This is a genomic window from Pseudoxanthomonas sp., assembly GCF_051953815.1.
GTDB lineage: Bacteria > Pseudomonadota > Gammaproteobacteria > Xanthomonadales > Xanthomonadaceae > Pseudoxanthomonas_A.
In genome coordinates, this window is the sequence record NZ_JBQCIJ010000033.1 from 22,846 (window position 1) to 46,933 (window position 24,088).

The following is a 24,088-nucleotide window of genomic DNA, read 5'->3' on the forward strand; positions in this document are numbered from 1 at the left end:
GGAGCCGCCGCGGGAAGGTCAACGCGCGGCGTTCAGGCGCCCGTGCGCTCCCAGCGCAGGGTCGCGCCGTGCCGGCGCAGCCACTCGTCCAAACGCGCCCCCGGCAGCAGGTCGCCGGCGGCCAGCAGTTCGCCTCCGGCATCCCAGAGCAACGGCAGCAGGCGGCGTTCCCAGGGCGGGATCCCTTCGGACTGGAGCAGCTTCTTGAGGACATGGGTATGCGCGCGGCCCGGCAGGCGCAGGCGCTCGCCGCCGTGGCGCGCGCCGACCCGCAGCGGCGTCGGCCAGACGGCGCCTTCCAGGATCAGCGTGTCGCCGGTCGGCAGTCGCAACGGGGAGCGCGTATCCCATTTGGTTTCCCAATCGGCGGACAGGGGTGCACGCGCGCGTTCGGCATGCAATAGGTCGCGCCAGCGGCGGACGACCGCGCCCTGCCAGGCGAACTCCGCTTCGCCATCCGCCGCGGCGGCCAGCAGATCCTGTCCGATCCGGCGCACGCCTTCGGCCGGAAGTGGGGGCAAACCGCATTCCTCCAGCCAGCGGCGCAACACGCGCGCCCGGCGCGCGGGGGGAAGCGCGAGCAGTGCGGTGGCCGACAGCGCCGCCGGATCCAGCGTGCGCGTCATCGCCAGTGCGTCCGCGTCTTCCTGTTCGAGCAGGCTGGCGCTTTCGCCCGCCAGCGCGGCGCTGCGGGCGAGCGCGGCCGAGGCGTGTGGCCAGTGCTGTTCCAGCAGCGGCATGACGTGCAGGCGCAGGAAATTGCGCGAGTGCGCGGTATGCAGGTTGCTGGGATCCTCGATCCAGTCCAGACCGTGATGCCGGGCATGCGCTTCCAGGGTGGCGCGCGGGATGTCCAGCAGCGGACGCCAGTGCCAGCCTTCGGCGAAAGCGCGCCAATCCCGCATCGCCGCGAGCCCATCCACGCCCGAGGCGCGCAGCGCGCGCAGCAGGAAGGTTTCCGCCTGATCCTGCAGGTGGTGCGCGGTCACCAGCACTTCGCCCGGTCTGATGATCCCGGCGAAGGCGGCATAGCGCGCGTGGCGCGCGGCCGCTTCCAGACCCTGCCCGCGAGGAGGAGAAACCTTGACGCGCGCCACTTCCAGGGGGATTTCCCAGGCATCGCAGACCTGCCGGCAGTGCGCGGCCCAGTCGTCGGCCGCGGCCTGCAGGCCGTGATGCACATGAACCGCGCGCAGGCCGGCGCGATTGAACGCAGGATCGTGTCGCAGACGATGCAGCAGCACGGTCGAATCCAGGCCGCCGCTGAATCCGATCAGGAGCGACGGCGCGTCGGCGGGCAGGGGCGGCAGGGCGAACATGCCGCCAGTCTAGCGGTCGCGTCGGCGCCGGGCGCGCCGCCCACGCGCTATCGCAGCTTGTTCAGGATGACGATGATGGCGGCCAGCCAGCAGACGCTGACGAACAGCCCCAGAACCCAGTTCTGGTTGACGCCGCTCCGATGCCAGCGCAGGCGGTTGTAGAGCAGGCCGACGATCATCGGCAGGACGAACAGGAAGAGCGGTACGAGCCACCATGGATGCAGCAGGTCCATCGCGATTCCCCGGTGAGCCGGCCACTGCCGGCAACGGGATCCTAGCGCGGGTGGCCGGGGTGCGCCTGCGTCGGAATGTCGCGGCTGGCCCGGCCGGTGGACGTCGCCGCGGAGCCATCAATCGGTGGGGAGAGGGCGCCTCGCGAGGTGGCGCTGGTTGGTCAGGGACGCATCCACAACAGCAGCGCGCACGCCACTGAAATCAGGACAAGCAGCCCGATGAGCAGGGACCAGGCGCGTGGGCGGCCCGCCTGGCCCAGGACGTCGAACAGATGACCAAGAACCTGGGCCACGAAGTCAGACATGTCCGGGGCCTCTCACATGCCCATGGAGGCCAGGCGCACCGCGCTCCTTCAATTGCGGGCGCATGGTGTTCGACCCGAATCGGCGCATGTCATCTCCCGCGAGCGTTGAACGAGATGACGGGATAACCGCATCTTGCGGGATGGGGAGTGACACACTTTGTCGCGTCGATGAATATTTTTTGTCGAAAAATCGTTGCGGGCGCGATGATTGCCTGGCGAAGTTGCGTCGAACTCCGGACGGTGGCGATTCGGGTTTCATCGGGGGCCGGAACGCACCCGCGGCGGAACGTCGCCGGCAGATCAGGACGAGGAAAGACTCGCCAGTTCGCTGCGGGCCAGCGCGATCCACTCGCGCTGATCGCGCTGGTAATACCTGGGCAGGGCGTCGGAACGGGTCAGGATTTCTTGGAACACCGTCCTGGCCTTGGCGAGGTCGCCCTGGCGCTTGAGCAGCAGGCCGTAACGCGCGCGCGCTTCTTCGCCCGGATAACCCTGCACCACCGCTTCGTACTCGTGCAGGGCGGCGGCCGGGTCGCCAAGGTCTTCCACCGCGCGCGCGTACAGCAGGTGCCCGTCGGTGGAACGGAAACCGGGATTGGCGGCGATCAGGGTGTCCAGGGTCTCGCGGGTTTCGCGCGCCTTGCCCTGTCCGTACTGCGCCTTGGCGAGGCCGAGCATCAGATCCGGGTCCGTGCGGTACAGGCCCTTGAGGGCATTGGCGAACAGATCCTCGGCGCGCGCGAAATCGCCGCTGCGCAGGCATTCTTCCGCGAGCTGGCGGCGGGTCTCCGGCGTATCCGACAGGCCCAGCTTGCGATCCGCCTTGCGCTTCTCGTGTTCGGGATCGATGCGGGCGCGGACGCTGCGCGCGGCGCGGCGCGCGGAGGGATTGTGGCGCAGTTCCGGCAGCACTTCGGCGATGAAATAGACGATCACCGCGAGGTACGAGAACACCAGCAGGATGAAGACCCAGTACAGCGGTCGTCCGGTGCGCACGACGTGCACGCAGCAGGCGATCTGGAGGAGCAGCGACAGGATGATGATGGGGCTCATGCGGCGAGGTGATGGATTGGAAGTGGAATGAGGGCTGCGGCGGGCAGGGACGGGCTGTCGCAGGCAACGGGACGCAGGCGTTCGCGTGCCCGCGCCAGCGCGGCGTCCGTGTCCGCGATGCCGAGACGCGAGGACAGGAGACGAAAGCGCTGGTTGAAACGGGCCGGCCGGCAGAGCGGGTCGTAGTAGGAGGGACTTCGCGCCAGCACCAGCAGGGCCAGTGATTCCTCCGGGCGCAGCGCCTCCGGTGGGAGGCCGTACCAGGCTTCGGCGGCGGCGGTCAGGCCACGCGCGTCGCGGCCGAAATACCCTTCGCTCAGCACGGTGGCGATCTGCTCGTCGACCGACCATGCGCGACTGACGTATATCGCCGCGGCGAGGTCGGCGGCGCCCCGCCGCCGGCCACCGACGGGGCGATCCGAACGCTGCAGCAGAATCCGGCCCGCATGAGTGGGAAGCTGCAGATCATTCGACGCCGGGGAGCGCCCGCGAAAAAGATACCGCCATACCGTCAGCGGATTCAGGCGGACGCCGTCCGCGCTCCCGATGCCTTCGCTGGCGAAGTACTGGGCCCGCAGCAGCGGTGAGAGGACTTGCTGGCTGGGTTGTCGGTTCGCAGGAAGCGCCCCGGCGCCCCATAGATACAGCCCGATGCACAGCAGGACGTAGCCAAGCACCGGCGCCAGCAGCAGGGCAGACATCCATTTCTGCCAGCCCGTCATGCTGCCCTCAGGCGGCCTCGTAGGCCCCGTAGCCGCGCAGGCGTTCGTAACGGCGTTGCAGGAGCTGTTCGACCGGAATCTGCTCCAGGGTGTCGAGCTCGTTGAGCAGCACCGCCTTCAGGCGGGTCGCCATCTGGCGCGGGTTGCGATGGGCGCCGCCGATCGGTTCGCGCACCACCTTGTCCACCAGGCCCAGCGAATGCAGGCGCTTGGCGGTCAGGCCGAGCTGTTCGGCGGCGTCCTTGGCCTTGTCGGCCGACTTCCACAGGATCGAGGCGCAGCCTTCCGGAGTGATCACCGAATAGGTGCTGTACTCCAGCATCAGGGTGCGATCGCCCACGCCGATGGCGAGCGCGCCGCCGGAACCGCCTTCGCCGATCACGGTGCAGATCACCGGCACCTTCAGTTCCGACATTTCCAGCAGGTTGCGGGCGATCGCCTCGGACTGGCCGCGTTCCTCGGCGTCGATGCCCGGCCAGGCGCCGGCGGTGTCGATGAAGGTCAGCACCGGCAGGCGGAAGCGCTCGGCCAGCTTCATCAGGCGCAACGCCTTGCGATAACCCTCGGGCTTGGGCATGCCGAAGTTGCGCTTGATCTTTTCCTTGGTGTCGCGGCCTTTCTGATGGCCGATGATGACCAGCGAGCGGCCATTGATGCGGGCCAGCCCGCCCACGATCGCCTTGTCGTCGGCGAAGGCGCGATCGCCGGCCAGCTCCTGGAACTCGTCGCAGATCACGCGCACGTAATCCAAGGTGTAGGGGCGGGCCGGGTGGCGGGCCAGTTGCGATACCTGCCAGGGGGTCAGGTCGCGGAAGATCTGGGCGGTGCGGACGCGCAGCTTGTCCTGCAGGGCATGGACTTCGGCATCCACATTCACCGCCGGCCCGGCGCTGGCGTTGCGCAGCTCCTGGATCTTGGCTTCCAGATCGGCGATGGGTTGTTCGAAATCGAGGTAGTTCGGATTCATCAAGCGGGCCATGGGCCGGAAAGAGGGGAGTTTATCCCAGCCGGGGGCTCCATACCGAGCCGTGCTGAGGAGCGCCGGAAGGGCCGTCGGAAGGGCCGCCGGGGCTCAGTGGGTCCAGGGGCGGCCGACGGCCAGCTTGACCGCGCGTACGCCGGGCATGGCCCGCAGGGCGTCGACCAGTTCGGTGTCGACCCGCACGGACAGGCTGCCGTTGACGTCGAGCATGCCGGCGGTGGCGGATTTGCCGGAAGGCAGGACCAGATCCAGCCGCAGCGGGGTGTTGCCGGGCCGATGGCGGGCGAGCAGGGCGTCCACCCGCGACCACAGGCCGGGTTCGCGCAGGTCCAGCCGCAGCGACAGGCGCTGCGCCTGCTGCGCGCACAGCTGCGAGTAGTCCCAGCACTGGCGGATGCGCAGGCTGAAGCCGCCGTTGAACTCGTCCTCGCGCAGGCCGCCCTTGAGAATGAGGATGCGATCGCGGGTGAGCAGCGGCCCGAACTCGGCCATGGCGTCGGAGAACGCGCTGCACTCGATGCGGCCGCGACCGTCTTCCAGCTGCACGAACACCTGGCTGTCGCCCTTGCGGCGCACACCGACCACCTGGCCGGCGATCAGCGCGCTGACTTCCGGGCGCCAGCCTTTCTTCTCGCCCGGCGACTGGTTGCTCCAGAGCTTCTCCAGATCACCCAGATCGCTGCCGACCAGGTTCCGCAGATCCTCGCGATAGGGATCCATCGGGTGACCACTGAGGTAGTGCCCCAGCGTTTCGCGTTCGCCGGTCAGCAACTGGCTGAGCGGCCATTCGTCGACCTCGGTCAACACCACTTCCAGCGCGGGCGTGGCGTCACCGCCGCCGAACAGCGAACTCTGCCCCGCCGCGCGTTCCTTGGCGAGCTGATCGGTGGCCTTGAGCACCTCCGGCAGCTGCAGCATCAGCGAGGCGCGGTTGCGGCCCAGCGCGTCGAGCGCGCCGGCGTTGACCATCGCTTCCAGCGCGCGCCGGTTGAGCTTGGAGGAGTCGACCCGCTTGCAGAAATCCAGCAGATCCCGGAACGGGCCGCCCTGGCGGCGTTCGGCGACGATGGCTTCGCACAGGCCCTGGCCGACGCCCTTGATCGCGCCGATGCCGTAGCGGATGGTGCGCGGGTCGGTCGCCTCGAACATGTAGTCCGAGTGATTGATCTCCGGCGGCAACACTTCCAGATCCAGGCCGCGCGCCTCGTCCAGGAAGCCTACCACCTTGTCGGTGTTGTCCATGTCCGAGGACAGCACCGCGGCCATGAACTCGGCCGGATAGTGGCACTTCAGCCAGGCGGTCTGGTACGACACCAGCGCGTAGGCCGCGGCGTGCGACTTGTTGAAGCCGTAGCCGGCGAACTTCTCCATCAGGTCGAAGATTTCGTCGGCCTTCTTCTCGTCGACACCACCCTTGCTGGCGCCTTCGCGGAAGATCTCGCGGTGCTTGGCCATTTCCGCCGGCACCTTCTTGCCCATCGCGCGGCGCAGCAGGTCGGCGCCGCCGAGCGAGTAGGCGCCGACGATCTGCGCCATCTGCATCACCTGCTCCTGGTACACCATGATGCCGTAGGTGTCTTTCAGGATGGCCTCGGTGCGCGGATCGGGATACTCGACTTCCTCGCGGCCGTGCTTGCGATCGACGAAGCTGGGAATCAGGTCCATCGGGCCGGGTCGGTACAGCGACACCAGCGCGATCAGATCCTCGAAGCGGTCGGGTTTGGCGTCCTTCAGCAGGCGGCGCATGCCGGAGGATTCGAACTGGAACACCGCGCCGGTGTTGCCGGAGGCGAAGACCTTGCGATAGGTGGCGGCGTCGTCCAGCGGAATCGTCGCGATGTCGACCGGCGGCACGCCCGCGCGCTCGTGGCGGCGATTGATGGCCTTGACCGCCCAGTCGATGATGGTCAGCGTGCGCAGGCCCAGGAAGTCGAACTTCACCAGGCCCACTTCCTCGACGTCGTTCTTGTCGAACTGGGTGACCGGGTTCCGGCCCAGCATGCCCTCGTCGTGTTCGGCGAACAGCGGGCAGAAGTCCGACAGCGGCGACGGCGCGATGACCACGCCGCCGGCGTGCTTGCCGGCGTTGCGGGTCAGGTCCTCGAGCTGCCGCGCCAGGTCGATGAGATCGCGGACGTCGTCCTCGCTGTTGTAGCGCTCGATCAGTTCCTGCGAGGACATCTCGCTGTTGCCTTCGCCCATCGCATCCTTCAGGGTCACGCCGAGGATGTTGGGAATCAGCTTGGCGACGCCGTCGACCAGACCGTAGGGAAAGCCCAGCACGCGGCCGGCGTCGCGCACCACCGCCTTCGCCGCCATGGTGCCGTAGGTGATGATCTGGCTGACCCGGTCGCGACCGTACTTGCGCGCGACGTAGTCGATCACCTCGTCGCGCCGATCCATGCAGAAGTCGATGTCGAAGTCGGGCATCGACACGCGTTCCGGATTGAGGAATCGCTCGAACAGCAGGTTGTAGGGCAGGGGATCCAGATCGGTGATCTTCAGCGCCCACGCCACCAGCGAGCCGGCGCCCGAACCACGGCCCGGGCCGATCGGAATGCCTTGGTTCTTGCCCCACTGGATGAAGTCGCCGACGATCAGGAAGTAGCCGGGGAAACCCATCTTGATGATGGTGTCCAGCTCGAATTCCAGACGTTCGAAGTAATCCTCGCGGGATTTGCCCGGAGCGAGCGGATTCTTCTCCAGCCGTTCTTCCAGGCCGGCCCGGGCCTGGCTGCGGATCCAGCTGTCCAGGGTCTCGTTTTCCGGCACCGGATAGGCGGGCAGGAAGTAGGTGCCCAACCGCATTTCGATGTTGCAGCGCTGCGCCAGCGCCAGCGTGTTGTCGATGGCGTCGGGGATGTCGGCGAACAGCTCGGCCATTTCCTCGGCCGACTTCATGTACTGCTCCGCGCTGTATTCGCGCGGCCGCTTGGGATCGTCCAGCACGCGTCCGGAGGCGATGCACACGCGCGCCTCGTGCGCATCGAAGCCATCCGGTGACAGGAAGCGCACGTCGTTGCTGGCGACGACCGGCAGGCCGCGCTTGGCCGAGGCGTGTAGCGCGAACGCGTTGAAGGCTTCCTCGCCATCGCGCTGGGTGCGGGTGAGCTCCAGGTGCAGGTCTTCGCCGAAGCTGCGCTGCCACTCGGCTAGATGCTGTTCGGCCAGTTCGTGTCGCCCGCTGAGCGCGAGCCGGCCGGCATGGCTTTGCCGCCCCATCAGCGCGAACAGACCCTCGCGGTCTTCATGCAGCCACTGCGGATCGATGGCGACGCCGTCGGTGCGGTGGCCTTCCATCCACGCCCGCGTGAGCAGGCGGGACAGCGACAGATAGCCTTCGCGATCCCGGCACAGCAGGGTTACCGGCCATGGTGTTTCGTTGCCTTCGGCCACCAGCACGTCGGCGCCGGCAATCGGCTTGATGCCGACGCTCTCGGCGGCCTTGTAGAACTTGACCAGGGCGAACAGGTTGTTGCGATCGGTGACCGCCAGCGCCGGCATGCGCAGTTCCACCGCGCGGCTGAGCAGGTTGGCCTGCTTGGCTTTCTTGGGGTCGGCCTGATCCGGTTTCTCGGGCACGCGGATGATCGAATCCGCCATCGAGAACTCGGTGTGCAGGTGGAGATGAACGAAGCGGGAGGACATGCCGGCTCGGAAGACTGTCCGGGCAGGTTACCGGTGGGGGTGGGGAGGGGCAAGGCTTGACATCGCCCATCGGGCGCCGGCCGGCAGGAGGCCGACCGGCGCAGGCGGCGTGGACGGAGCGGGAAGCGCCCGCCGCCGGTTCAATGCACCCGGAACACCTCGGCTGGCGTCGGCGCGTAGCTGGCCTCGCGGACGTGGCGCTGATGCTCGCGCAGCGCCGTTTCCTGGTCGCGGGCATGCTCCCAGTCGCGCCGATCGAATGGAAAACCGCCGACCGGCGCGTGGCGCAGGCCGGATTCGACGTCACGCAGGCGCAGGAAATCGCCGTAGGCCTCGATTTCACGGAACAGGTGGGGCCAGGACAACTCCTGGGGCAACGGCGTCGCCGCCGCCTCCACGCCGCGAATCCGGGCCAGCACGGTGGTCAGTCCGGCGCGGGTGGCGGGTTCGCATTCCCAGGCGGTGTCTTCCAGCAATGCGGCGATCCGCTGCGGGCAGCCGGCGTCCACCGGCGGCGCGCCGGGGCAAAGCGCGTGCACGAGGGCATCCAGGCGTTGGTGAAGGGTGTCGCCGTTGCCGGCGGAGGAACGTGACTGCGGGTCGCACGCCGGCGACCCGGTATCCGGAGCGTTGTTGTGTCGATGCAGGTTCATGGCAGTTCTCGCGAGACCGTCGGGGGCCGGTGCGCATCACCGTGATCCGGGGACAGCGGTGCTGCTCCTTGAGGAGATGCACGGACAGCGTGCGGGGTTGCGGCGCCGGTTTCGACTGCGGAAAGTCGGCGTGACCAAGGACAGGGCCACCTGTTCATCCGACCGGCGGCGGTCCCGCGCGGGAACTCCGCGCTCAGCGCATGCCGTGCGCTTCCAATGCGATCCGCACCGGCGCGAAGCTGCGGCGATGCTGCGGGCAGGGGCCGTGCCGGCTGAGCGCGGACAGGTGCTCCGGCGTGGAATAGCCCTTGTGGTTGGCGAAACCGTACTGTGGAAACTCCGCATGCAGCGCGACCATGGCGCGATCACGGGTGACCTTGGCGAGAATCGAGGCGGCCATGATCGCCGCGTCCAGGCGATCCCCGCCCACCAGTGCTTCGGCGGGGCAGGGCAGGCGCGTGGGGACGCGATTGCCGTCGATGCGCGCCAGTTCGGCCGCGGGATGCAGTGCTTGGACCGCGCGGCGCATGCCTTCCATGGTCGCCTGCAGGATGTTGAGCTGATCGATTTCCTCGCGATGCACGAACTCGACGCGCCAGGCGAGCGCGCGTTCGATGATCAGCGGATACAGCGCTTCGCGCTGCGTCTCGGTCAGTTGCTTGGAATCGTTGAGGCCGTCGATGGGGCGCTCCGGATCCAGGATCACCGCAGCCACCGAGACCGGTCCGGCCAGCGGGCCACGCCCGGCTTCGTCCACGCCGGCGATCAGGCGGAACACGGGAGCGGGGAACAGGGAAGCGACCGGCAGCATGGCGTGATCCTAGCCGACGTCGCGGCGCGGCGCGGCCGCCAGCAGTTCCATCACGGCATCGGCTGCACGCGCGGAGGCATCCTGGCGCAGTTGCTCGTGCAAACCCAGGTACTTGGGCTGGAGGGCGGCCGCGTCGCGCGGCGAACGAAACCAATGCAGCACCGCGCCGGCCAGCTTGTCCGGCGTGCAGTCGTCCTGCATCAGTTCCGGCGCCAGATCCTCGCCGGCCAGCACGTTGGGCAGGGCGTAGCGCTGCACCTTCAACAGGCCGAGCGTCTTGACGATCCGGTAGGTCATCGGTGCGACCTTGTAACCGACCACCATCGGACGCTTGGCCAGCATGGTTTCCAGCGTCGCGGTGCCCGAGGCCAACAGCACCACGTCGGCGGCGTACAGCGCGGTGCGGGCGTGACCGTCCAGCAGGCGCAGATTGGGAACCGCCAGGCGCGGATCGGCCAGCAACGTCTCTAGCAACGCGCGGCAGGCGGCGTTGGCGGCGGGCACGCAGACCTGCAGGCCCGGCACTTGCGCGGCAACCTGGCGGGCGGCTTCCAGGAACGGCGGCGCGAGCCGCTGGATCTCGCCCAGTCGGCTGCTGGGCAGCAGCGCCAGCACCGGTGCGTCCGTCGGCAGATCGAGCGCCTGCCGGGCGGCGGCACGGTCCGGCTGCAGCGGCATGTCGTCGGCCATGGGGTGGCCGACGAAACGGGCGTCGATGCCATGGCGCGCGTAGATGGGCGGCTCCATCGGGAACAGGCACAGCACGCGGTCCGCGCTGGCGCCGATTTTCTGCGCGCGCTTCTCGCGCCAGGCCCAGACCGAGGGGCTGACGTAATGCACGGTGCGGATGCCGCGCTGCTTGAGCCAGCGCTCGACGCCCAGGTTGAAATCCGGTGCGTCGATGCCGATGAATACATCCGGCCGCCAGGCCAGCACGCGTTCGCGGAAGGCGCGCCGCAGTTTCAGCAGGCGGGGCAGGTGGCGCAGCACTTCGGACAGGCCCATGACCGACAATTCACCGGCGTCGAACCAGGTCTGGCAGCCTTCGCCACGCATGCCGGCACCGCCGATGCCGGCGAACTCGGCGTCGGGGCAACGCTCGCGCAGCGCCGCGATGAGGCCGGCGCCCAGCCCATCGCCGGACGCTTCGCCGGCCACCAGCGCGATGCGCGGCCGCCGCGCGGTGGAACTCATCTCAGCAACGGCCGCTCGCCGCGCTCGATGAAGTCGAGCAGGGCGCGCACGTCATCGCTGGACTGCGCCTGCTCGGCCAACTGCTGCTTGGCCTCGGCCAGTGGCAGGCCGGCGACGTAGAGGGTGCGGTAGGCGCGCTTGATCGCGCTGATGCGTTCGCTGTCGAAACCGCGCCGCTTCAGGCCTTCGCTGTTGATGCCGCGCGGCCGGCCGAGCGAGTCGCTGCCGACCATCGTGTACGGCGGCACGTCGCCGTTGACCAGCGCGCCCATGCCGATGAAGGCGTGCGCGCCGATGCGGCAGAACTGGTGGGCGCCGGAGAAGCCGCTCATGATCACCCAGTCCTCCACGGTGACGTGTCCGGCCAGGGTCGAATTGTTGGAGAACACGCAGTGGTTGCCGATCACGCAGTCGTGGGCGACATGCGTGTAGGCCAGCAGCAGGTTGTCGTCGCCGATGCGGGTGATGCCGCCACCGCTGCCGGTACCCCGGTTGAGGGTGACGAACTCGCGGATGACGTTGCGATCGCCAATGACTAGTTCGGTGCGCTCGCCGGCGAATTTCTTGTCCTGCGGATCGCCGCCGGCGGCGACGTGGCCGACCAGATGGTTGTCATGGCCAATGCGGGTCGGACCGGTGATGCTGCAATGAGGACCGATGACCGTTCCGTCGCCGATTTCGACGTCGGCGCCGACCAGGCTGAACGGACCCACGCGCACGTTGGCGCCCAGTCGCGCCTTCGGGTCGATGACCGCGCTGGGATGGATGTCGGTGCTCATGCGGGGGTCTCGGCGCACAGCACTTCGGCGCTGGCGACCTCGTTGCCGGCGACCTTGGCCACGCAGGTGTACAGGGTCATGTTGCGGATCACCCGCTTGATTTCCACATGAAGCTCCAGCACGTCGCCCGGCACCACCATGCGCGAGAACCGCACGTTGTCGACCTTGACCAGGTAGAACAACCGATCGCCGCCGCACAGGCCACGCGAGATCTGGGTCAGCACGCCGCCAGCCTGGGCCAGGGCCTCGATCACCAGCACGCCGGGCATCACCGGATGGCCGGGGAAGTGACCCTGGAAGAAGGGTTCGTTGATGGTCACGTTCTTGATGCCGACGATGCGCTTGTGCGCCTCGAACTCCACCACCCGGTCCACCAGAAGGAACGGATAGCGGTGCGGCAACAGCTTCTGGATGGCGACGACGTCGATGGGCAGCTTCACTTCGGGTTCGGTCATGTTCATTCCTTGTCCGCGGCCAGCACGCGTCGTGCCAGTGCGTCGAGTTGCTTGAAACGGGCGGCGTTCTTGCGCCACGTCCGGTTGTCGGTGAGGGGCGTGCCGGACGAATACTCGCCCGGCTCATGGATGGAACTGGTCACCAGCGACATGGCGGTGATGACCACGCGATCGCAGATTTCCAGGTGGCCGAGGACGCCGGCGGCGCCGCCGATCAGGCAGTAGCGGCCGATCCTGGCGCTGCCGGCCGCGGCGCTGCAGCCGGCCATCGCGGTATGCGCGCCGATGCGGACGTTGTGGCCGATCTGGATCTGGTTGTCGAGGCGGACGTCCTCTTCCAGCACGGTATCGTCGAGCGCGCCGCGATCGATGGTGGTGTTGGCGCCAATCTCGCAGTCATCGCCCACCACCACGCCGCCCTGCTGCGGCACCTTGATCCAGTGGCCGGCGTCCATCGCCAGTCCGAAACCGTCGGCGCCCAGCACCGCGCCCGGGTGGATCAGCACGCGCTGGCCCAGGCGCACGCGGACGACCAGGGTGACCCGGGCGATCAGCTCGCTGCCGGCACCCACCACGCAGTCGTCGCCAATCACGCAATGCGGACCGATGATGCAGCCATCGCCGATTTCGGCGCGCGCACCGATGCATGCGAAGGGCCCGATGTGCGCGCCCGGCGACACCTGCGCGGTCGGGTCGATCACCGCGCTGGGGTGGATGCCCGGCGGACGGGCCGGCCGGTGCTCGAAGAGCGCCGCGATCTTGGCGAAGGCGGTGTAGGGATCCCGCGCGATCAACGCGGTGCCCGGCGCCGCCTCGGCGTCGGCTTCGCGCAGGACCACGATGCCGGCGGCGGATTCCGCCAGTTGGGAGCGATAGCGCGAGTTGGCCAGGAACGCCAGCTGGTTGCGGCCGGCCCGGGCCAGGGTGGCGACACCGTCGACGGCGACGGCGCCATCGCCATGCAGGCCCAGCGAAAAGCGCTCGGCGAGCGCGGCGGCGGTAAGGGGGGACACGGTCATGGGGCGCAATTGTAGCGCCTCGCTCCGCTTCATCGCCGCGCCGGCAGGAGGGCGCGGGAAACGCGGGCTACACCATACGGGGGGCGATGGTGCAGCCCGTCAATGCCGGGGTCGGCGATCAGAAGCCGCCGCCGAAGGTGAACTGCAGGCGCTCGATTTCGTCGCCGTCCTTCTTCTTCAGCGGGAAGGCGTAGCTGATCGAAATCGGGCCCACCGGCGCGCGCCACAGCAGCGCCACGCCCGCGGACGCACGCAGTTCGCCGGCATCGAAGTTGTCGTAGCCATCGAACACGTTGCCGAAATCGAAGAACGCCGAAATGCGAGCCGCGTTGGAGTCGAACAGGCGCGGGAAATACATTTCCAGCGAACCGACCGTCTTCAGCGAGCCGCCCAGCGGCTGGCCGCGGTAGTAATAGCCATTGGCTTCCGAGCGCGGACCCAGGGTGTTGTCGCTGAAACCACGGACCGAACGCACGCCGCCGGCGTAGAAGTTCTCGAAGAACGGCAGGCCGGTGGCGGTGAGCGTGCGATCCAGCACCGAGCCCGGCGCGCACGGACCGGTGCTGTCGCCGGTGCCGGCCGGATTGGCCTGGCCGGGGATGGCCGGATCGGTGGGCAGCATGCGGCAGACGGAGCGGGACGTGTCGCTGCCCCAGCTGTCGCCGTAGCCGAAGTCGAAGCGGGTGTTCAGCACCAGCGAAGGACTGAGCGGCCAGTACTTGGAGAACTCGTAGTTGAGCTTGTAGTACTCGACGGTCGAACCCGGAAGGGTGATTTCCGCCGACACGCGCTGGTAGGTACCGGCGGTGGGCATGAAGTAGTCGTTGCGGGTGTCGCGCGCCCAGCCGAGCTCGGTGCGCCAGGCGTGGAAGGTACGCTGGCCGATCGCGTTGATGTAGTCCACGATCGAGCTGGGGGTCGCGCTGTTGTAGTTGATCTGGTTGCGATCGATGCCGAACAGCAGCGACACGCTGTCGGTTTCGGTCAGCGGCAGGCCCAGGACCGCCTGCGCGGCGGCGCTCGTGCTGGAGTACTGCGCGGTGTTGAAGTCGGAGTAGTCGTACTCGCGCCACCACAGGTTGTAGCCGAGCGACATGCCCTCGTCGGTGAAGAACGGATTCAGGAACGAGAACGAATAGCGCTGCAGGTAATCACTGCGCTGCGCTTCGACCGACACGCGGTTGCCGCTGCCGAGGAAGTTGTTCTGCGACAGCTGGATCGAGGTGGTCATGCCGGACAGCTGCGAATAGCCCAGGCCGAACACGAAGCTGCCGGAAGTGGTTTCCTTGACCGTATAGACGACGTCGACCTGGTCGTTGGTGCCGGGAACCGCGGGGGTTTCGACATCCACCGTCTCGAAATAGCCCAGGCGCTGCAGGCGGATCTTGGAACGGTCGATGGCCGCCTGCGAGTACCAGGAACCCTCGAACTGGCGCATCTCGCGACGCATGACCTCGTCGGACGTGCGCGCATTGCCCTTGAAGACGATGCGGCGGACGTTGACGCGGGGGCCCGGGACGACCTGGAAGTTGAGCGAGACGGTGCGCTTGTCGCGGTCCACCGACGGAATCGGATTGACCTGGGCAAAGGCGTAGCCGATGTTGCTCAGGGTGGCGGTGATGCTGTCGGAGGTGATTTCCAGCAGCCGGCGCGAGAAGATCTGGCCGGGCTTGACGATCACCATGCGCTCGACGTTCTCCTGCGGCAGCACGGTATCGCCGCTGACCTTCACCTCGGAGACCTTGTACTGCTCGCCCTCGGTGATGCCGGCGGTGATGAACATGTCGCGCTTGTCGGGGCTGATCGACACCTGGGTGGAGTCGATGCTGAAGTCGACGTAGCCGCGATCCAGGTACCAGGAATTGAGCTTCTCCATGTCGCCGGAGAGCTTTTCCTTGGAGTACTGATCGTCGCGGCGGTACCAGGAGAGCCAGTTGTGCTCCTTCGATTCCCAGGACTTGAGGATGTCCTCGTTCTGGAACTTCTCGGTGCCGACGACGTTGACGTGGCGGATCTTGGCCGCCTTGCCTTCCTTGACCGCGATGGTGATGTCGACGCGGTTGCGGTCCAGCGGGCTGACCGTCGGGGTGATCTCGACGTTGTACTTGCCGCGGTTGTTGTACTGCTTGATCAGTTCCTGGGTCACGCGGTCCAGGCTGAGGCGGTCGAAGGTGTCGCCCTCGGCCAGGCCGATGTCCTTCAGGCCGGTCATCAACTGCTCGGTCTTGATGTCCTTGTTGCCGGTGACGGTCAGCTTGTTGATGGCGGGACGCTCGACCACGGTCACCACCAGGATGTTGTCCTGGCGATCCAGCCGGACATCCTGGAAGAAGCCGGTCTTGTACAGCGCGCGGATGGCGTCGCCCACGCGGGTGGCGGTGACGGTGTCGCCGCGCTCGATCGGCAGATAGGTCAGGACCGTACCGGCGGAGATGCGCTGCAGGCCGTCGATGCGGATGTCGCTGGCGGTGAAGCTGCCGGGCTCGGCTTCGGCGGGGGCGACGATGGGAGGCAGAGCCGTCTGCGCCCAGGCGGGGGCGGTGAGGGCCGAGGCCAGGGCCAGGGCGAGCAGGCGGCGGGTGGGCTGTCGCGTCATCATCACATCCGATAGGTGGCGGGCCTGCACGGCAGGCGGTTGCCGGGAAGAGTCATGCTGGGGGCTGGCGGGCTTTGAGCAGACCGGCACAAAAAAGTTCAAAAGCATCAAGTCACCAGACGGAGGATGTCGTTGTAGAACGCCAGACCCATCAGGCCCGCCAGCAAGGCCAGGCCGATATATTGCCCGGCAGCCATGCTGCGTTCGCTCAACGGACTGCCCTTGACCAACTCAATAAGGTAATACAGCAGGTGTCCGCCGTCCAAGACGGGGATGGGCAGCAGGTTGAGGATCGCCAGGCTCAGCGACACCAACGCAAGGAAATACAGGAACCAGGCCACCCCGCGCTTGGCGGTGCTGTTGGCGACCCGGGCGATGGTGATGGGGCCGGAGACGTTCTTGACCGAGGCGTGTCCGGTCAGCATGCGCCGGATCATGCCGAGCGAATCGGCGGTCATCTTGCCGGTTTCGCGCAGGGCCGCCGGGAAGGCGGCGAGGGGACCGAACTGCTGGAGGGCGTCGTACTCGGCCGGGGGCAGCGACTTCGGCGGTTCCAGGCCCAGCGCCCAGGCGACCTTGCCGGTCTCCGGATCCTTGATCTGCCGCGGCTGCAGTTCGAAGGCATGCCGCGCACCGTCGCGGTCGACTTCGATCATGGCCGCGCCGCCGCGCTGGCCCAACTGGTTGACCAGCGGATATAGGTCGCCGAACTGGCGCACCGGCTGGCCGTCCACCGCGGTGATGGTGTCGCCGGGCTTGAGCACGCCGTCGGCGGCGCTGCCAGGCTTGATCGCGGTGACGGTCGCCGGCAGCAGCAGATGCCGCCAGGACAACCCCGCGGCGGCGCTGATGTTTTCCTGGTTGAAGCCGACCGGCAACCGGGACAGGGCCAGGGTCCGGTCCTGTTCGTTGCCGTCGGCGTCGACGATCTGCAGGCGCGCGTCGCGGCCGTCCATCGCCGCCATCGTCAGGGTTTGCAGGGCCTCCATCCAGGTATTGATGGCGCGACCGTCGACGGTTTCGATGCGGTCGCCGCCATGCAGCCCGGATTCGGCGGCGATCCCGGTGGTCGGGCCAAGGGTGGCGGAATAGTCCGGACGGCCGATGACGAACATCGTCCAGAGCAGGGCGACGCACAGCACCAGGTTGGCGATCGGACCGGCGGCGACGATGGCGATGCGCTGCAGGACCGGCTTGCGGTTGAAGGCCTGCGGCTGCTCGGCGGCGGAAACCTCGCCTTCGGCCTCGTCCAGCATTTTCACGTAGCCGCCCAGCGGGATGGCGGCGATGGCGAATTCGGTGCCGTGACGATCCCGGCGCGACCACAGCGGACGGCCGAAGCCGACCGAGAAGCGCAACACCTTCACGCCACAGCGGCGGGCGACCCAGTAGTGGCCGAATTCATGGAAGGTGACCAGCACGCCGATGGCGACGATCATCCACAGCAGGGAGCCCAGCACCTCGCTCATCGGAACCGCTCACACGTTGTGAAAGGACGCTCAAGCACGGGCGGCATGACCTGCGATGGTGGTTTCGGTGATCCGTCTGGCCCGTGCATCGGCGTCCAGCAGCGCCTCCAGTGAATCCGCCGGCGCGGCGGGCAGCGCGGCGAGGGCATCCTCGACCAGCGCGGGAATGGATAGGAAACGGATTTTGCCCTGAAGAAAGGCTGAAACGGCCACTTCATTGGCGGCATTCAGCACCGCCGGCGCGGTGCCCCCGGCGTCCAGCGCCTCGCAGGCCAGCCGCAGGCAGGGAAAGGCGTCCATATCCGGGGCCTCGAAGTCCAGGCGTCCCTGGGCGAGCAGGTCCAGGCCGGCCACCCCGGAGTCGATCCGGTCAGGCCACCCCAATCCCACCGCCAGCGCGGTCCGCATGTCCGGCAGGCCGAGCTGGGCAAGGGTGGAGCCGTCCACGAATTCCACCAGCGAATGGACCAGGCTCTGCGGATGAACCAGCACGCCGAGCCTGTCGCCGGACAGGCCGAACAGGTGATGCGCCTCGATCAGTTCCAGGCCCTTGTTCATCAGGGTGGCCGAATCGACCGAGATCTTCGGCCCCATCGACCATTTCGGGTGGGCGACCGCCTGTTCGGGCGTCACGCCTTCCAGTTCGGCCCGGCGGCGCCCGCGGAACGGGCCGCCCGAGGCGGTCAGCACGACGCGGCGAACATCGTCCTTAGCCTGGCGTGAACGCAGGCACTGGAAGATGGCGTTGTGCTCGCTGTCGATGGGAACGATGTCCGCGCCCGCGCCATCCGCGGCCCGGGTCATCAGTTCGCCGGCCAGCACCAGCGATTCCTTGTTGGCCAGCAACAGGCGCTTGCCGGCGCGCGCCGCGGCCAGGGTCGAGGCCAGGCCCGCGGCGCCCACGATGGCGGCCACCACCGTGTCGCAGGCGTCGCCCGCGGCGAGCCGATCCAGCGCGGCCATGCCGGCATGGGCCTCGGTGTCCAGGCCGCGCTCGCGCAGACCGTCGCGCAGGGCGGAGTAGAGCTCATCGCGGGCGATGACGGCATGCCGGGGGCGGTGCCGCTGGCAGAGGTCCAGCAGGGCTTCGACTTGGCTGCCGGCGGCCAGCACGCTGGCCTGCAGGCGCCCTGGATGGCGCGCGATGACGTCCAGCGCCGAAGCGCCGATGGAACCGGTGGCGCCGAACACGGCCACCCGCTGGAGCCCGCTGCCGGTGGTCATGTCAGAACCCGAACAGTTCCTTGCCGAGCGCGAAGATCGGCAGCGCGGCCAGCACGCCGTCGACGCGGTCGAGCACGCCGCCGTGACCGGGAATCACGTCGCCGGAGTCCTTGGCGCCCACGTGGCGTTTGAGCAGGCTTTCGAACAGGTCGCCCACCACCGAGAACAGGACCGTCGCCACCGCCACGATCAACACGAACGGCAGCTCGGCCACCCCGGCACCGGCGAAGAACGTGCCGCCCAGCGCCACCAGCAGGCCGGCGGCGACGCCGCCGAACACGCCCTCGATGGTCTTGTTCGGGCTGATCCGGGGGGCCAGCTTGCGGCTGCCGAACAGGCGCCCGCCAAAATGGCGGCCGGCGAAGTACGCGCCGCTGTCGGCGGCCCACACGATCGCCAGGGCCACGAACAGCCAGCGATGGCCATAGGGCTGGCTGGCATGGATGAGGCAGAGCGCGCACCAGGCCGGCACGATCGCCAGGGTGCCAGCCGCCAGCTTGAAGCCGCGCGCCCAGGTCTCGTGGTCGGATGCGAAATTGAAGAAGCGCAGCCACAGCAGGGCCAACACCCACCAGCACACGCCCAGCAGCGATACCAGCCGCAGCGGCACCAGATCGGGCGAACCGGCCGAGGCCCAGACCAGCAACACCATCAGCAGCAGGTTGGCGACCAGCAGCAGGGTGCGCGGCAGGGTGTCGTCGATTTCCGCCAGCTTGAACCATTCCCACAGGCCGACCAGAAACACCAGCGCGGCCAGCGCCGCCAGCCACGGGGTGGGCAGCAGGAGAATGGCCGCGATGGCGACCGGGGCCATCGTCAATGCCGCGATCACGCGGACCTTGGTGCCGCCGGATTGGCTCATGCGGAAGTATTCTCCGTCGCGCTCTGCGCGATCTGGGCGCTGGTCAGACCGAAGCGGCGCTCGCGCCCGGCATAGTCGTCCAGCGCGCGTTGCAGGGTCGCCGCGTCCATGTCCGGCCACAGCAGTTCGGTGAACCACAGTTCGGTATAGGCCAGCTGCCACAGCAGGAAGTTGCTGACCCGGCGATCGCCGCCGGTGCGGATGAACAGATCCGGTGGCGGCAGCTCGGCCAGGGCGACGCAGCGGCCCATCGCCGCTTCATCGATGTCCTCGGGCCGCAGCCGGCCCGCGGCGACTTCGGCCGCCAGGGTGCGCGCGGCCTGGGCGATGTCCTGGCGGCCGCCGTAGCTGGCGGCGATGACCAGGGTCAGCCGGGCATTGGCGCCGGTCTGCGCCTCGGCGGCTTCCATGCGTTGGCGGATCGCCGGCGAGAAGCGCTCGCGCTCGCCGATGAAGCGCACCCGCACGCCGCGCCGGTCGAGTTCGTCGACCTCGCGATCCAGCGCGTTGAGGAACAGCTTCATCAGCGCGCCGACCTCTTCTTCCGGCCGGCCCCAGTTCTCGCTGGAAAAGGCGAACAGGGTGAGCGCCTCGATGCCGCGCTCCAGGCAGAAATCGATGCACACGTTGACGGCGCGGGCGCCGGCGCGATGGCCGATCACGCGCGGGCGCTTGCGGCGCTCGGCCCAGCGCCCGTTGCCGTCCATGATGACGGCCAGGTGGCGTGGAATTCCGGGTCTGACCGGGGACATGGCAGTCCTCAGACCGCCATCAGTTCCTGTTCCTTGGCCTTGACCACGTCGTCGACGTCCTTGATCGACTTGTCGGTCAGCTTCTGGATCTCTTCTTCCGCGCGCCGCTCTTCGTCTTCCGTGATCTGCTTTTCCTTCAGCAGATCCTTGACCTGCTGGTTGGCGTCGCGGCGGATGTTGCGAATCGCCACCTTGGTGTCCTCGCCCTCGCCGTGTACGACCTTGGACAGTTCGCGGCGGCGTTCTTCAGTCAGGGCGGGCAGGTTCAGGCGGATGGTGGTGCCCGCGGTGTTCGGGGTCAGGCCCAGGTCGGAGGCCAGGATGGCCTTCTCGACGGCGCCGACGATCTGCTTTTCCCACGGCGTGATCGTGAGCGAGCGCGCGTCGGAGACGGCGACGGTGGCGACCTGGCTCAGCGGCACGTCGGAACCGTAGTAATTGACCTTCAGGTGCTCGACCAGGGCGGTCGAGGCGCGGCCGGTGCGGACCTTGATCAGAGTGTGACGCAAGGCCTCGATGCTCTTGGTCATGCGCGCCTGCGCGTCTTTCTTGATGTCGTTGAGCATCACGGGTCCCGTGGCAATCGTTAAACGCCCGATTATAGGCGTTCCGGGCACCTTTGCGGACTCCGTGGCGGCCGGGCGGGGGCCGGTTCAGTGCGAATGGTGCGGTGCGGCATCATGCAGATCATGTCCGCATTGGCTGCCGCGCTCGATCTGCAGGGTCGCATGGTTGATGCCGAACCGTTCGTCCAGCGCATGCAGGGTGGCGTCGATGAAGACGTCGTGGTCCTCGCCTTCAGGTCGCACCAGATGCGCGGTCAGGGCGATTTCACCCGCGCCCAGCGGCCAGATGTGCAGATGGTGCACCGCATGCACCCCGGGCTGGCCGGCCAGGAAAGCCTGGACCTCGGCCTGGTCGATGCTCGGCGGCACCGCATCCATGGCGGCGTTGAAGCTGTCCCGCAGCAGGCCGAAGGTGCCGACGGCGATGACCACGCCGATCAGAAGCGCAGTCAGCGGGTCCAGCCAGGCCCAGCCGAAGCCCAGCATGCCGAAGCCGGCCAGCACCGCCGCCGCCGATACGGCCGCGTCGGCCATCAGGTGGAGAAAGGCGCCGCGCTTGTTCAGGTCATGGGCATGGCCATCCTTGACCAGCCAGGCGGCGCCCAGGTTGATGACGATGCCGATGGCGGCCACGACGATGACCGGGGTGGCGGGAATCTGCGGGGGCGCGCTGAAACGGCGCACCGCTTCCCAGCCCAGCGCGCCGGAGAACACCATCAGCAGGATGGAATTGGCCAGCGGCGACAGCAGGGTCGCCCGCCGCCAGCCGTAGGTATGAATCTCGGTGGGAGCCCGGCGCGCCAGCGCGGCGGCGGCCCAGGCCAGTCCCAGGCCCAGCACGTCGCCCAGGTTGTGCAGGGCGTCGGACAGGAGCGCGAGGGAGTTGGTGTAGAAACCGTACCCCGCTTCCAGCGCGGTGAACGCCAGGTTGATCAGGGTGACCAGCGCGAAGGTCCGGGTGGCCGAACCATGCGCGTGTGCGTGCGAGCCGTGTGAATGTCCCATGCCGCACAGGGTGCCGCGCACTCGCGGCGGACACTATTACAGCGAAGGGACTCGGTATCCGGGATTCGGGATCGGGGCCGCGCGGAGCGGCGACGCGGCGTCAGCCGCGGCCCTTCACCAGGGTGCCGATGTTCTCGCCGCGCAGGATGCGCATCAGGTTGCCGGGAGCCGACAGATCGTAAATGCGCAGCGGCACGTCGCTGTCGCGACAAAGCGCGAACGCGGCGGTGTCCATCACCTGCAGATCGCGGGCGATGACTTCGTCATAGGTCAGCTGGTCATAGCGCTTGGCGTCGGCGTGCTTGCTCGGATCCTTGTCGTAGACGCCGTCGACCTTGGTGGCCTTCAGCAGCAGATCCGCGCCGATCTCGATCGCGCGCAGGGCCGCGCCCGAATCGGTGGTGAAGAACGGGTTGCCGGTGCCTGCCGCGAAGATCGCGATGCGGCCCTTTTCCAGGTGGCGGACGGCGCGGCGGCGGATGTAGTCCTCGCATACGTCGTTGATCTTGATCGCGCTCATCACCCGGACCTTGGCGCCGAGTTTTTCCAGCGCGTCCTGCATGGCCAGCGCGTTGATGACCGTGGCCAGCATGCCCATCTGGTCGCCGGTCACCCGGTCCATGCCGCCGGCGGCCAGGCCGGCGCCGCGGAAGATGTTGCCGCCGCCGATGACCAGGCCGATTTCGGCGCCCGCGTCGCGTGCCTCGATGATTTCACGCGCAATCCGGCCAATCACCACCGGATCGATGCCGTAGTCTTCGGATCCCATCAGCGCCTCGCCGGAAAGTTTAAGCAGGATGCGGCGATAGGCGAGGGGTGCGGACATGGGGGAGTTCTCGGCGAGTGGGCAAACGAAGCAATTCTAGCCGAGCGGACCGCAACCCGTCAGGCGCTGCCGGTCCGGCGGCCGTGCTCGACGGGGCGCCGCGTGGTGTTCAGTCCTCGACCAGGCCCGCCACGACCCGGTTGCGGCCTTCGCGCTTGGCGCCATAGAGGGCCTCGTCGGCGGCCTGCAGGAGCTGGTCGACGTGGGCGAACTGTTCCAGCGCGCCGTGCGTGGCCAAGCCCGCGGAGAAGGTCACGTGAAGGGGGCGCCCCTCCACCCGGGTCATCGGCGCCTGGCCGACCTCGGCCAGGATGCGGCGCATCACCCCCAGGGCCGCGCGTTCGTCGGTGCCGGGCAGGACGATCAGGAATTCCTCGCCGCCGTAGCGGGCGACGATGTCGCTGCTGCGCAGGTGCTGTTGCAGGGTGGAGGCGAAGCTGCGCAGCACCTGGTCGCCGACCAGGTGGCCCCAGCCGTCGTTGATCTTCTTGAAATCGTCGAGATCGACGAAGGCGATCGACAGCGGCCAGCCATGCCGGGACGAGGTTTCGAACTCCTTCTCGAGCACGCTTTCCAACTGGGTGCGGTTGTAGACCCCGGTGAGCGGATCCCGACGCGCCTCCTCGGCCAGGCGCTGGGCGCGATGTTCGAACTCGTCCGCGTCCTTGCGCGCGCGCGCGGCGTCCTGGATCTCGCGCAGATTGCGCAGCACCAGCAGTTCGCGGGCTTCCTGCAGCAGCGCGGCGATGCGGCGCGGCTGGGTGATGCGCACCTCGAACATGGTGGCGATCTCCGGCAGCATCTGGCCCATCTGCTCGATGACCCCGTCGACCGCGGCCACGTCCAGGGAAAGATGGAGACGCGCGGCCTCCAGGGCGCGCAGGCGGGCCGCGTCCGCGTCCTCCTGCATCCAGAGATCGGCCAGGTAGCCGGATACCGCCACGCAGGCGTCGAACGGCGATTCCAGCGGAGCCGGCGATTCGCTGACCCGGATGGCATCCTGCAGCAGCGGCGGCAGATTCCAGTGACGGGCCATCCAGTGGCCGACTTCGGCGTGGTCGCTGCCGAACTTCTGCAGTTCCCGTTCGCGCAGGACGGCATTGTCGGGACTGTCCGCGAGCAGGGCGCCATAGCCCTTGCGATCGAGCTGCAGCAGGCCGAGGACACCGATGTCCTGCAGCAGGCCGGCAAGCATCAGTTCCTCCAGCCGGCGCTGTCCGGTCCGCTCGCCCAGCAGGCGGCTGGCCAGCGCCGCGATCACGCTGCGGCGCCAGATCTTCTCCTCGTGTTGCTCGTCGCCGTGCTGTCGGGAGCGCATGCCCGACGCCAGGGTGAAGCCGAGCGCGAGGGTGAGCGTGGCATTCAGGCCCAGCAGGGTGAGCGCCTGGCTGAGGTTCTCGATCCGGCGGCGACTGGCGTACAACGGCGAATTGGCGATGCGCAGCATGCGCGCGGTCAGGGCCGGATCCAGGCCGATGGTGTCGGCGGCCGTGGCCATCACCACGTCCGGATCCCGCGCGAGCGCGAGTATCCGCAGGGCCACCCCGGGCGGGGAGGGCAGATCGCGGCAGCAGGAAAGCTTGGCTTCGAGTTCGGCTCGCATCGCGCGCGGCTG

The 24,088-nt window shown here is 68.1% G+C and carries 22 protein-coding genes; all 22 read right to left on the reverse strand.

The window, feature by feature from the left end; translation table 11 throughout:
* Nucleotides 1–32: 32 nt before the first annotated feature.
* Entirely contained in the window at nucleotides 33–1,319 is a 1,287-nt protein-coding gene (gene tilS / locus ACTHN1_RS08045) for a tRNA lysidine(34) synthetase TilS (protein ID WP_440470431.1), read from the reverse strand.
* A 47-nt stretch (nucleotides 1,320–1,366) separates the two neighbouring features.
* Entirely contained in the window at nucleotides 1,367–1,552 is a 186-nt protein-coding gene (locus ACTHN1_RS08050; protein ID WP_440470432.1) for a hypothetical protein, read from the reverse strand.
* A gap of 161 nt (nucleotides 1,553–1,713) precedes the next feature.
* Entirely contained in the window at nucleotides 1,714–1,857 is a 144-nt protein-coding gene (locus ACTHN1_RS08055; protein ID WP_440470433.1) for a hypothetical protein, read from the reverse strand.
* 300 nt (nucleotides 1,858–2,157) lie between these two features.
* Entirely contained in the window at nucleotides 2,158–2,910 is a 753-nt protein-coding gene (locus ACTHN1_RS08060; RefSeq protein ID WP_440470434.1) for a tetratricopeptide repeat protein, read from the reverse strand.
* Nucleotides 2,907–3,632: a transglycosylase domain-containing protein gene (locus ACTHN1_RS08065; protein ID WP_440470435.1), complete on the reverse strand. Its 726-nt coding sequence runs from the start codon at nucleotides 3,630–3,632 to the stop codon at nucleotides 2,907–2,909. Before ACTHN1_RS08065 ends, ACTHN1_RS08060 begins: the two co-directional genes overlap by 4 nt.
* 7 nt (nucleotides 3,633–3,639) lie before the next feature.
* Nucleotides 3,640–4,599 carry an acetyl-CoA carboxylase carboxyltransferase subunit alpha gene (locus ACTHN1_RS08070; RefSeq protein ID WP_440470436.1) on the reverse strand — a complete coding sequence of 320 codons (960 nt, stop codon included), beginning with the start codon at nucleotides 4,597–4,599 and terminating at the stop codon, nucleotides 3,640–3,642.
* A 105-nt stretch (nucleotides 4,600–4,704) separates the two neighbouring features.
* Nucleotides 4,705–8,262 (reverse strand): DNA polymerase III subunit alpha, encoded by a 3,558-nt coding sequence (dnaE, locus tag ACTHN1_RS08075; protein WP_440470437.1) that lies wholly within the window; start codon nucleotides 8,260–8,262, stop codon nucleotides 4,705–4,707.
* 140 nt (nucleotides 8,263–8,402) lie between these two features.
* A complete protein-coding gene (locus tag ACTHN1_RS08080) occupies nucleotides 8,403–8,915 on the reverse strand; it encodes a hypothetical protein (protein WP_440470438.1) in 513 nt (170 codons plus the stop codon).
* 193 nt (nucleotides 8,916–9,108) lie between these two features.
* Nucleotides 9,109–9,726 (reverse strand): ribonuclease HII, encoded by a 618-nt coding sequence (gene rnhB, locus ACTHN1_RS08085; protein ID WP_440470439.1) that lies wholly within the window; start codon nucleotides 9,724–9,726, stop codon nucleotides 9,109–9,111.
* Nucleotides 9,727–9,735: 9 nt separating this feature from the next.
* Nucleotides 9,736–10,920, reverse strand: a complete 1,185-nt coding sequence (lpxB, locus tag ACTHN1_RS08090; protein ID WP_440470440.1) for a lipid-A-disaccharide synthase — start codon at nucleotides 10,918–10,920, stop codon at nucleotides 9,736–9,738.
* Nucleotides 10,917–11,699: an acyl-ACP--UDP-N-acetylglucosamine O-acyltransferase gene (lpxA, locus tag ACTHN1_RS08095; protein ID WP_440470441.1), complete on the reverse strand. Its 783-nt coding sequence runs from the start codon at nucleotides 11,697–11,699 to the stop codon at nucleotides 10,917–10,919. Before lpxA ends, lpxB begins: the two co-directional genes overlap by 4 nt.
* Nucleotides 11,696–12,154 carry a 3-hydroxyacyl-ACP dehydratase FabZ gene (gene fabZ / locus ACTHN1_RS08100; protein WP_440470442.1) on the reverse strand — a complete coding sequence of 153 codons (459 nt, stop codon included), beginning with the start codon at nucleotides 12,152–12,154 and terminating at the stop codon, nucleotides 11,696–11,698. The genes lpxA and fabZ overlap by 4 nt, the downstream gene beginning before the upstream one ends.
* A gap of 2 nt (nucleotides 12,155–12,156) precedes the next feature.
* Nucleotides 12,157–13,173, reverse strand: a complete 1,017-nt coding sequence (gene lpxD / locus ACTHN1_RS08105) for a UDP-3-O-(3-hydroxymyristoyl)glucosamine N-acyltransferase (RefSeq protein ID WP_440470443.1) — start codon at nucleotides 13,171–13,173, stop codon at nucleotides 12,157–12,159.
* Between the two features lie 118 nt (nucleotides 13,174–13,291).
* Nucleotides 13,292–15,769: an outer membrane protein assembly factor BamA gene (bamA, locus tag ACTHN1_RS08110; protein WP_440470444.1), complete on the reverse strand. Its 2,478-nt coding sequence runs from the start codon at nucleotides 15,767–15,769 to the stop codon at nucleotides 13,292–13,294.
* A gap of 107 nt (nucleotides 15,770–15,876) precedes the next feature.
* Entirely contained in the window at nucleotides 15,877–17,238 is a 1,362-nt protein-coding gene (gene rseP, locus ACTHN1_RS08115; protein ID WP_440470445.1) for an RIP metalloprotease RseP, read from the reverse strand.
* Between the two features lie 30 nt (nucleotides 17,239–17,268).
* Entirely contained in the window at nucleotides 17,269–18,462 is a 1,194-nt protein-coding gene (gene dxr / locus ACTHN1_RS08120) for a 1-deoxy-D-xylulose-5-phosphate reductoisomerase (RefSeq protein ID WP_440470446.1), read from the reverse strand.
* 1 nt (nucleotide 18,463) lies between these two features.
* Nucleotides 18,464–19,324, reverse strand: a complete 861-nt coding sequence (locus tag ACTHN1_RS08125; RefSeq protein ID WP_440470447.1) for a phosphatidate cytidylyltransferase — start codon at nucleotides 19,322–19,324, stop codon at nucleotides 18,464–18,466.
* On the reverse strand, nucleotides 19,321–20,076 hold the full coding sequence (gene uppS / locus ACTHN1_RS08130; protein WP_440470448.1) for a polyprenyl diphosphate synthase: 756 nt from the start codon (nucleotides 20,074–20,076) through the stop codon (nucleotides 19,321–19,323). Before uppS ends, ACTHN1_RS08125 begins: the two co-directional genes overlap by 4 nt.
* Before the next feature lie 8 nt (nucleotides 20,077–20,084).
* Nucleotides 20,085–20,642 carry a ribosome recycling factor gene (frr, locus tag ACTHN1_RS08135; RefSeq protein WP_440470449.1) on the reverse strand — a complete coding sequence of 186 codons (558 nt, stop codon included), beginning with the start codon at nucleotides 20,640–20,642 and terminating at the stop codon, nucleotides 20,085–20,087.
* 87 nt (nucleotides 20,643–20,729) lie between these two features.
* Complete coding sequence (locus ACTHN1_RS08140; RefSeq protein ID WP_440470450.1) at nucleotides 20,730–21,647, reverse strand: cation diffusion facilitator family transporter; 918 nt, start codon at nucleotides 21,645–21,647, stop codon at nucleotides 20,730–20,732.
* Nucleotides 21,648–21,747: 100 nt separating this feature from the next.
* Entirely contained in the window at nucleotides 21,748–22,473 is a 726-nt protein-coding gene (gene pyrH, locus ACTHN1_RS08145) for a UMP kinase (protein WP_440470451.1), read from the reverse strand.
* 109 nt (nucleotides 22,474–22,582) lie between these two features.
* Nucleotides 22,583–24,076, reverse strand: coding sequence for a sensor domain-containing diguanylate cyclase (locus ACTHN1_RS08150; protein ID WP_440470452.1), 1,494 nt, complete (start codon nucleotides 24,074–24,076; stop codon nucleotides 22,583–22,585).
* Between the last annotated feature and the right edge of the window lie 12 nt (nucleotides 24,077–24,088).

Excerpts from the sequence above, each read along its gene's own strand:
- tilS (WP_440470431.1), bottom strand. The coding sequence starts at position 1,319 with ATGTTCGCCCTGCCGCCCCTGCCCGCCGACGCGCCGTCGCTCCTGATC.
- ACTHN1_RS08050 (WP_440470432.1), bottom strand. The coding sequence starts at position 1,552 with ATGGACCTGCTGCATCCATGGTGGCTCGTACCGCTCTTCCTGTTCGTC.
- ACTHN1_RS08055 (WP_440470433.1), bottom strand. The coding sequence starts at position 1,857 with ATGTCTGACTTCGTGGCCCAGGTTCTTGGTCATCTGTTCGACGTCCTG.
- ACTHN1_RS08060 (WP_440470434.1), bottom strand. The coding sequence starts at position 2,910 with ATGAGCCCCATCATCATCCTGTCGCTGCTCCTCCAGATCGCCTGCTGC.
- ACTHN1_RS08065 (WP_440470435.1), bottom strand. The coding sequence starts at position 3,632 with ATGACGGGCTGGCAGAAATGGATGTCTGCCCTGCTGCTGGCGCCGGTG.
- ACTHN1_RS08070 (WP_440470436.1), bottom strand. The coding sequence starts at position 4,599 with ATGAATCCGAACTACCTCGATTTCGAACAACCCATCGCCGATCTGGAA.
- dnaE (WP_440470437.1), bottom strand. The coding sequence starts at position 8,262 with ATGTCCTCCCGCTTCGTTCATCTCCACCTGCACACCGAGTTCTCGATG.
- ACTHN1_RS08080 (WP_440470438.1), bottom strand. The coding sequence starts at position 8,915 with ATGAACCTGCATCGACACAACAACGCTCCGGATACCGGGTCGCCGGCG.
- rnhB (WP_440470439.1), bottom strand. The coding sequence starts at position 9,726 with ATGCTGCCGGTCGCTTCCCTGTTCCCCGCTCCCGTGTTCCGCCTGATC.
- lpxB (WP_440470440.1), bottom strand. The coding sequence starts at position 10,920 with ATGAGTTCCACCGCGCGGCGGCCGCGCATCGCGCTGGTGGCCGGCGAA.
- lpxA (WP_440470441.1), bottom strand. The coding sequence starts at position 11,699 with ATGAGCACCGACATCCATCCCAGCGCGGTCATCGACCCGAAGGCGCGA.
- fabZ (WP_440470442.1), bottom strand. The coding sequence starts at position 12,154 with ATGACCGAACCCGAAGTGAAGCTGCCCATCGACGTCGTCGCCATCCAG.
- lpxD (WP_440470443.1), bottom strand. The coding sequence starts at position 13,173 with ATGACCGTGTCCCCCCTTACCGCCGCCGCGCTCGCCGAGCGCTTTTCG.
- bamA (WP_440470444.1), bottom strand. The coding sequence starts at position 15,769 with ATGACGCGACAGCCCACCCGCCGCCTGCTCGCCCTGGCCCTGGCCTCG.
- rseP (WP_440470445.1), bottom strand. The coding sequence starts at position 17,238 with ATGAGCGAGGTGCTGGGCTCCCTGCTGTGGATGATCGTCGCCATCGGC.
- dxr (WP_440470446.1), bottom strand. The coding sequence starts at position 18,462 with ATGACCACCGGCAGCGGGCTCCAGCGGGTGGCCGTGTTCGGCGCCACC.
- ACTHN1_RS08125 (WP_440470447.1), bottom strand. The coding sequence starts at position 19,324 with ATGAGCCAATCCGGCGGCACCAAGGTCCGCGTGATCGCGGCATTGACG.
- uppS (WP_440470448.1), bottom strand. The coding sequence starts at position 20,076 with ATGTCCCCGGTCAGACCCGGAATTCCACGCCACCTGGCCGTCATCATG.
- frr (WP_440470449.1), bottom strand. The coding sequence starts at position 20,642 with ATGCTCAACGACATCAAGAAAGACGCGCAGGCGCGCATGACCAAGAGC.
- ACTHN1_RS08140 (WP_440470450.1), bottom strand. The coding sequence starts at position 21,647 with ATGGGACATTCACACGGCTCGCACGCACACGCGCATGGTTCGGCCACC.
- pyrH (WP_440470451.1), bottom strand. The coding sequence starts at position 22,473 with ATGTCCGCACCCCTCGCCTATCGCCGCATCCTGCTTAAACTTTCCGGC.
- ACTHN1_RS08150 (WP_440470452.1), bottom strand. The coding sequence starts at position 24,076 with ATGCGAGCCGAACTCGAAGCCAAGCTTTCCTGCTGCCGCGATCTGCCC.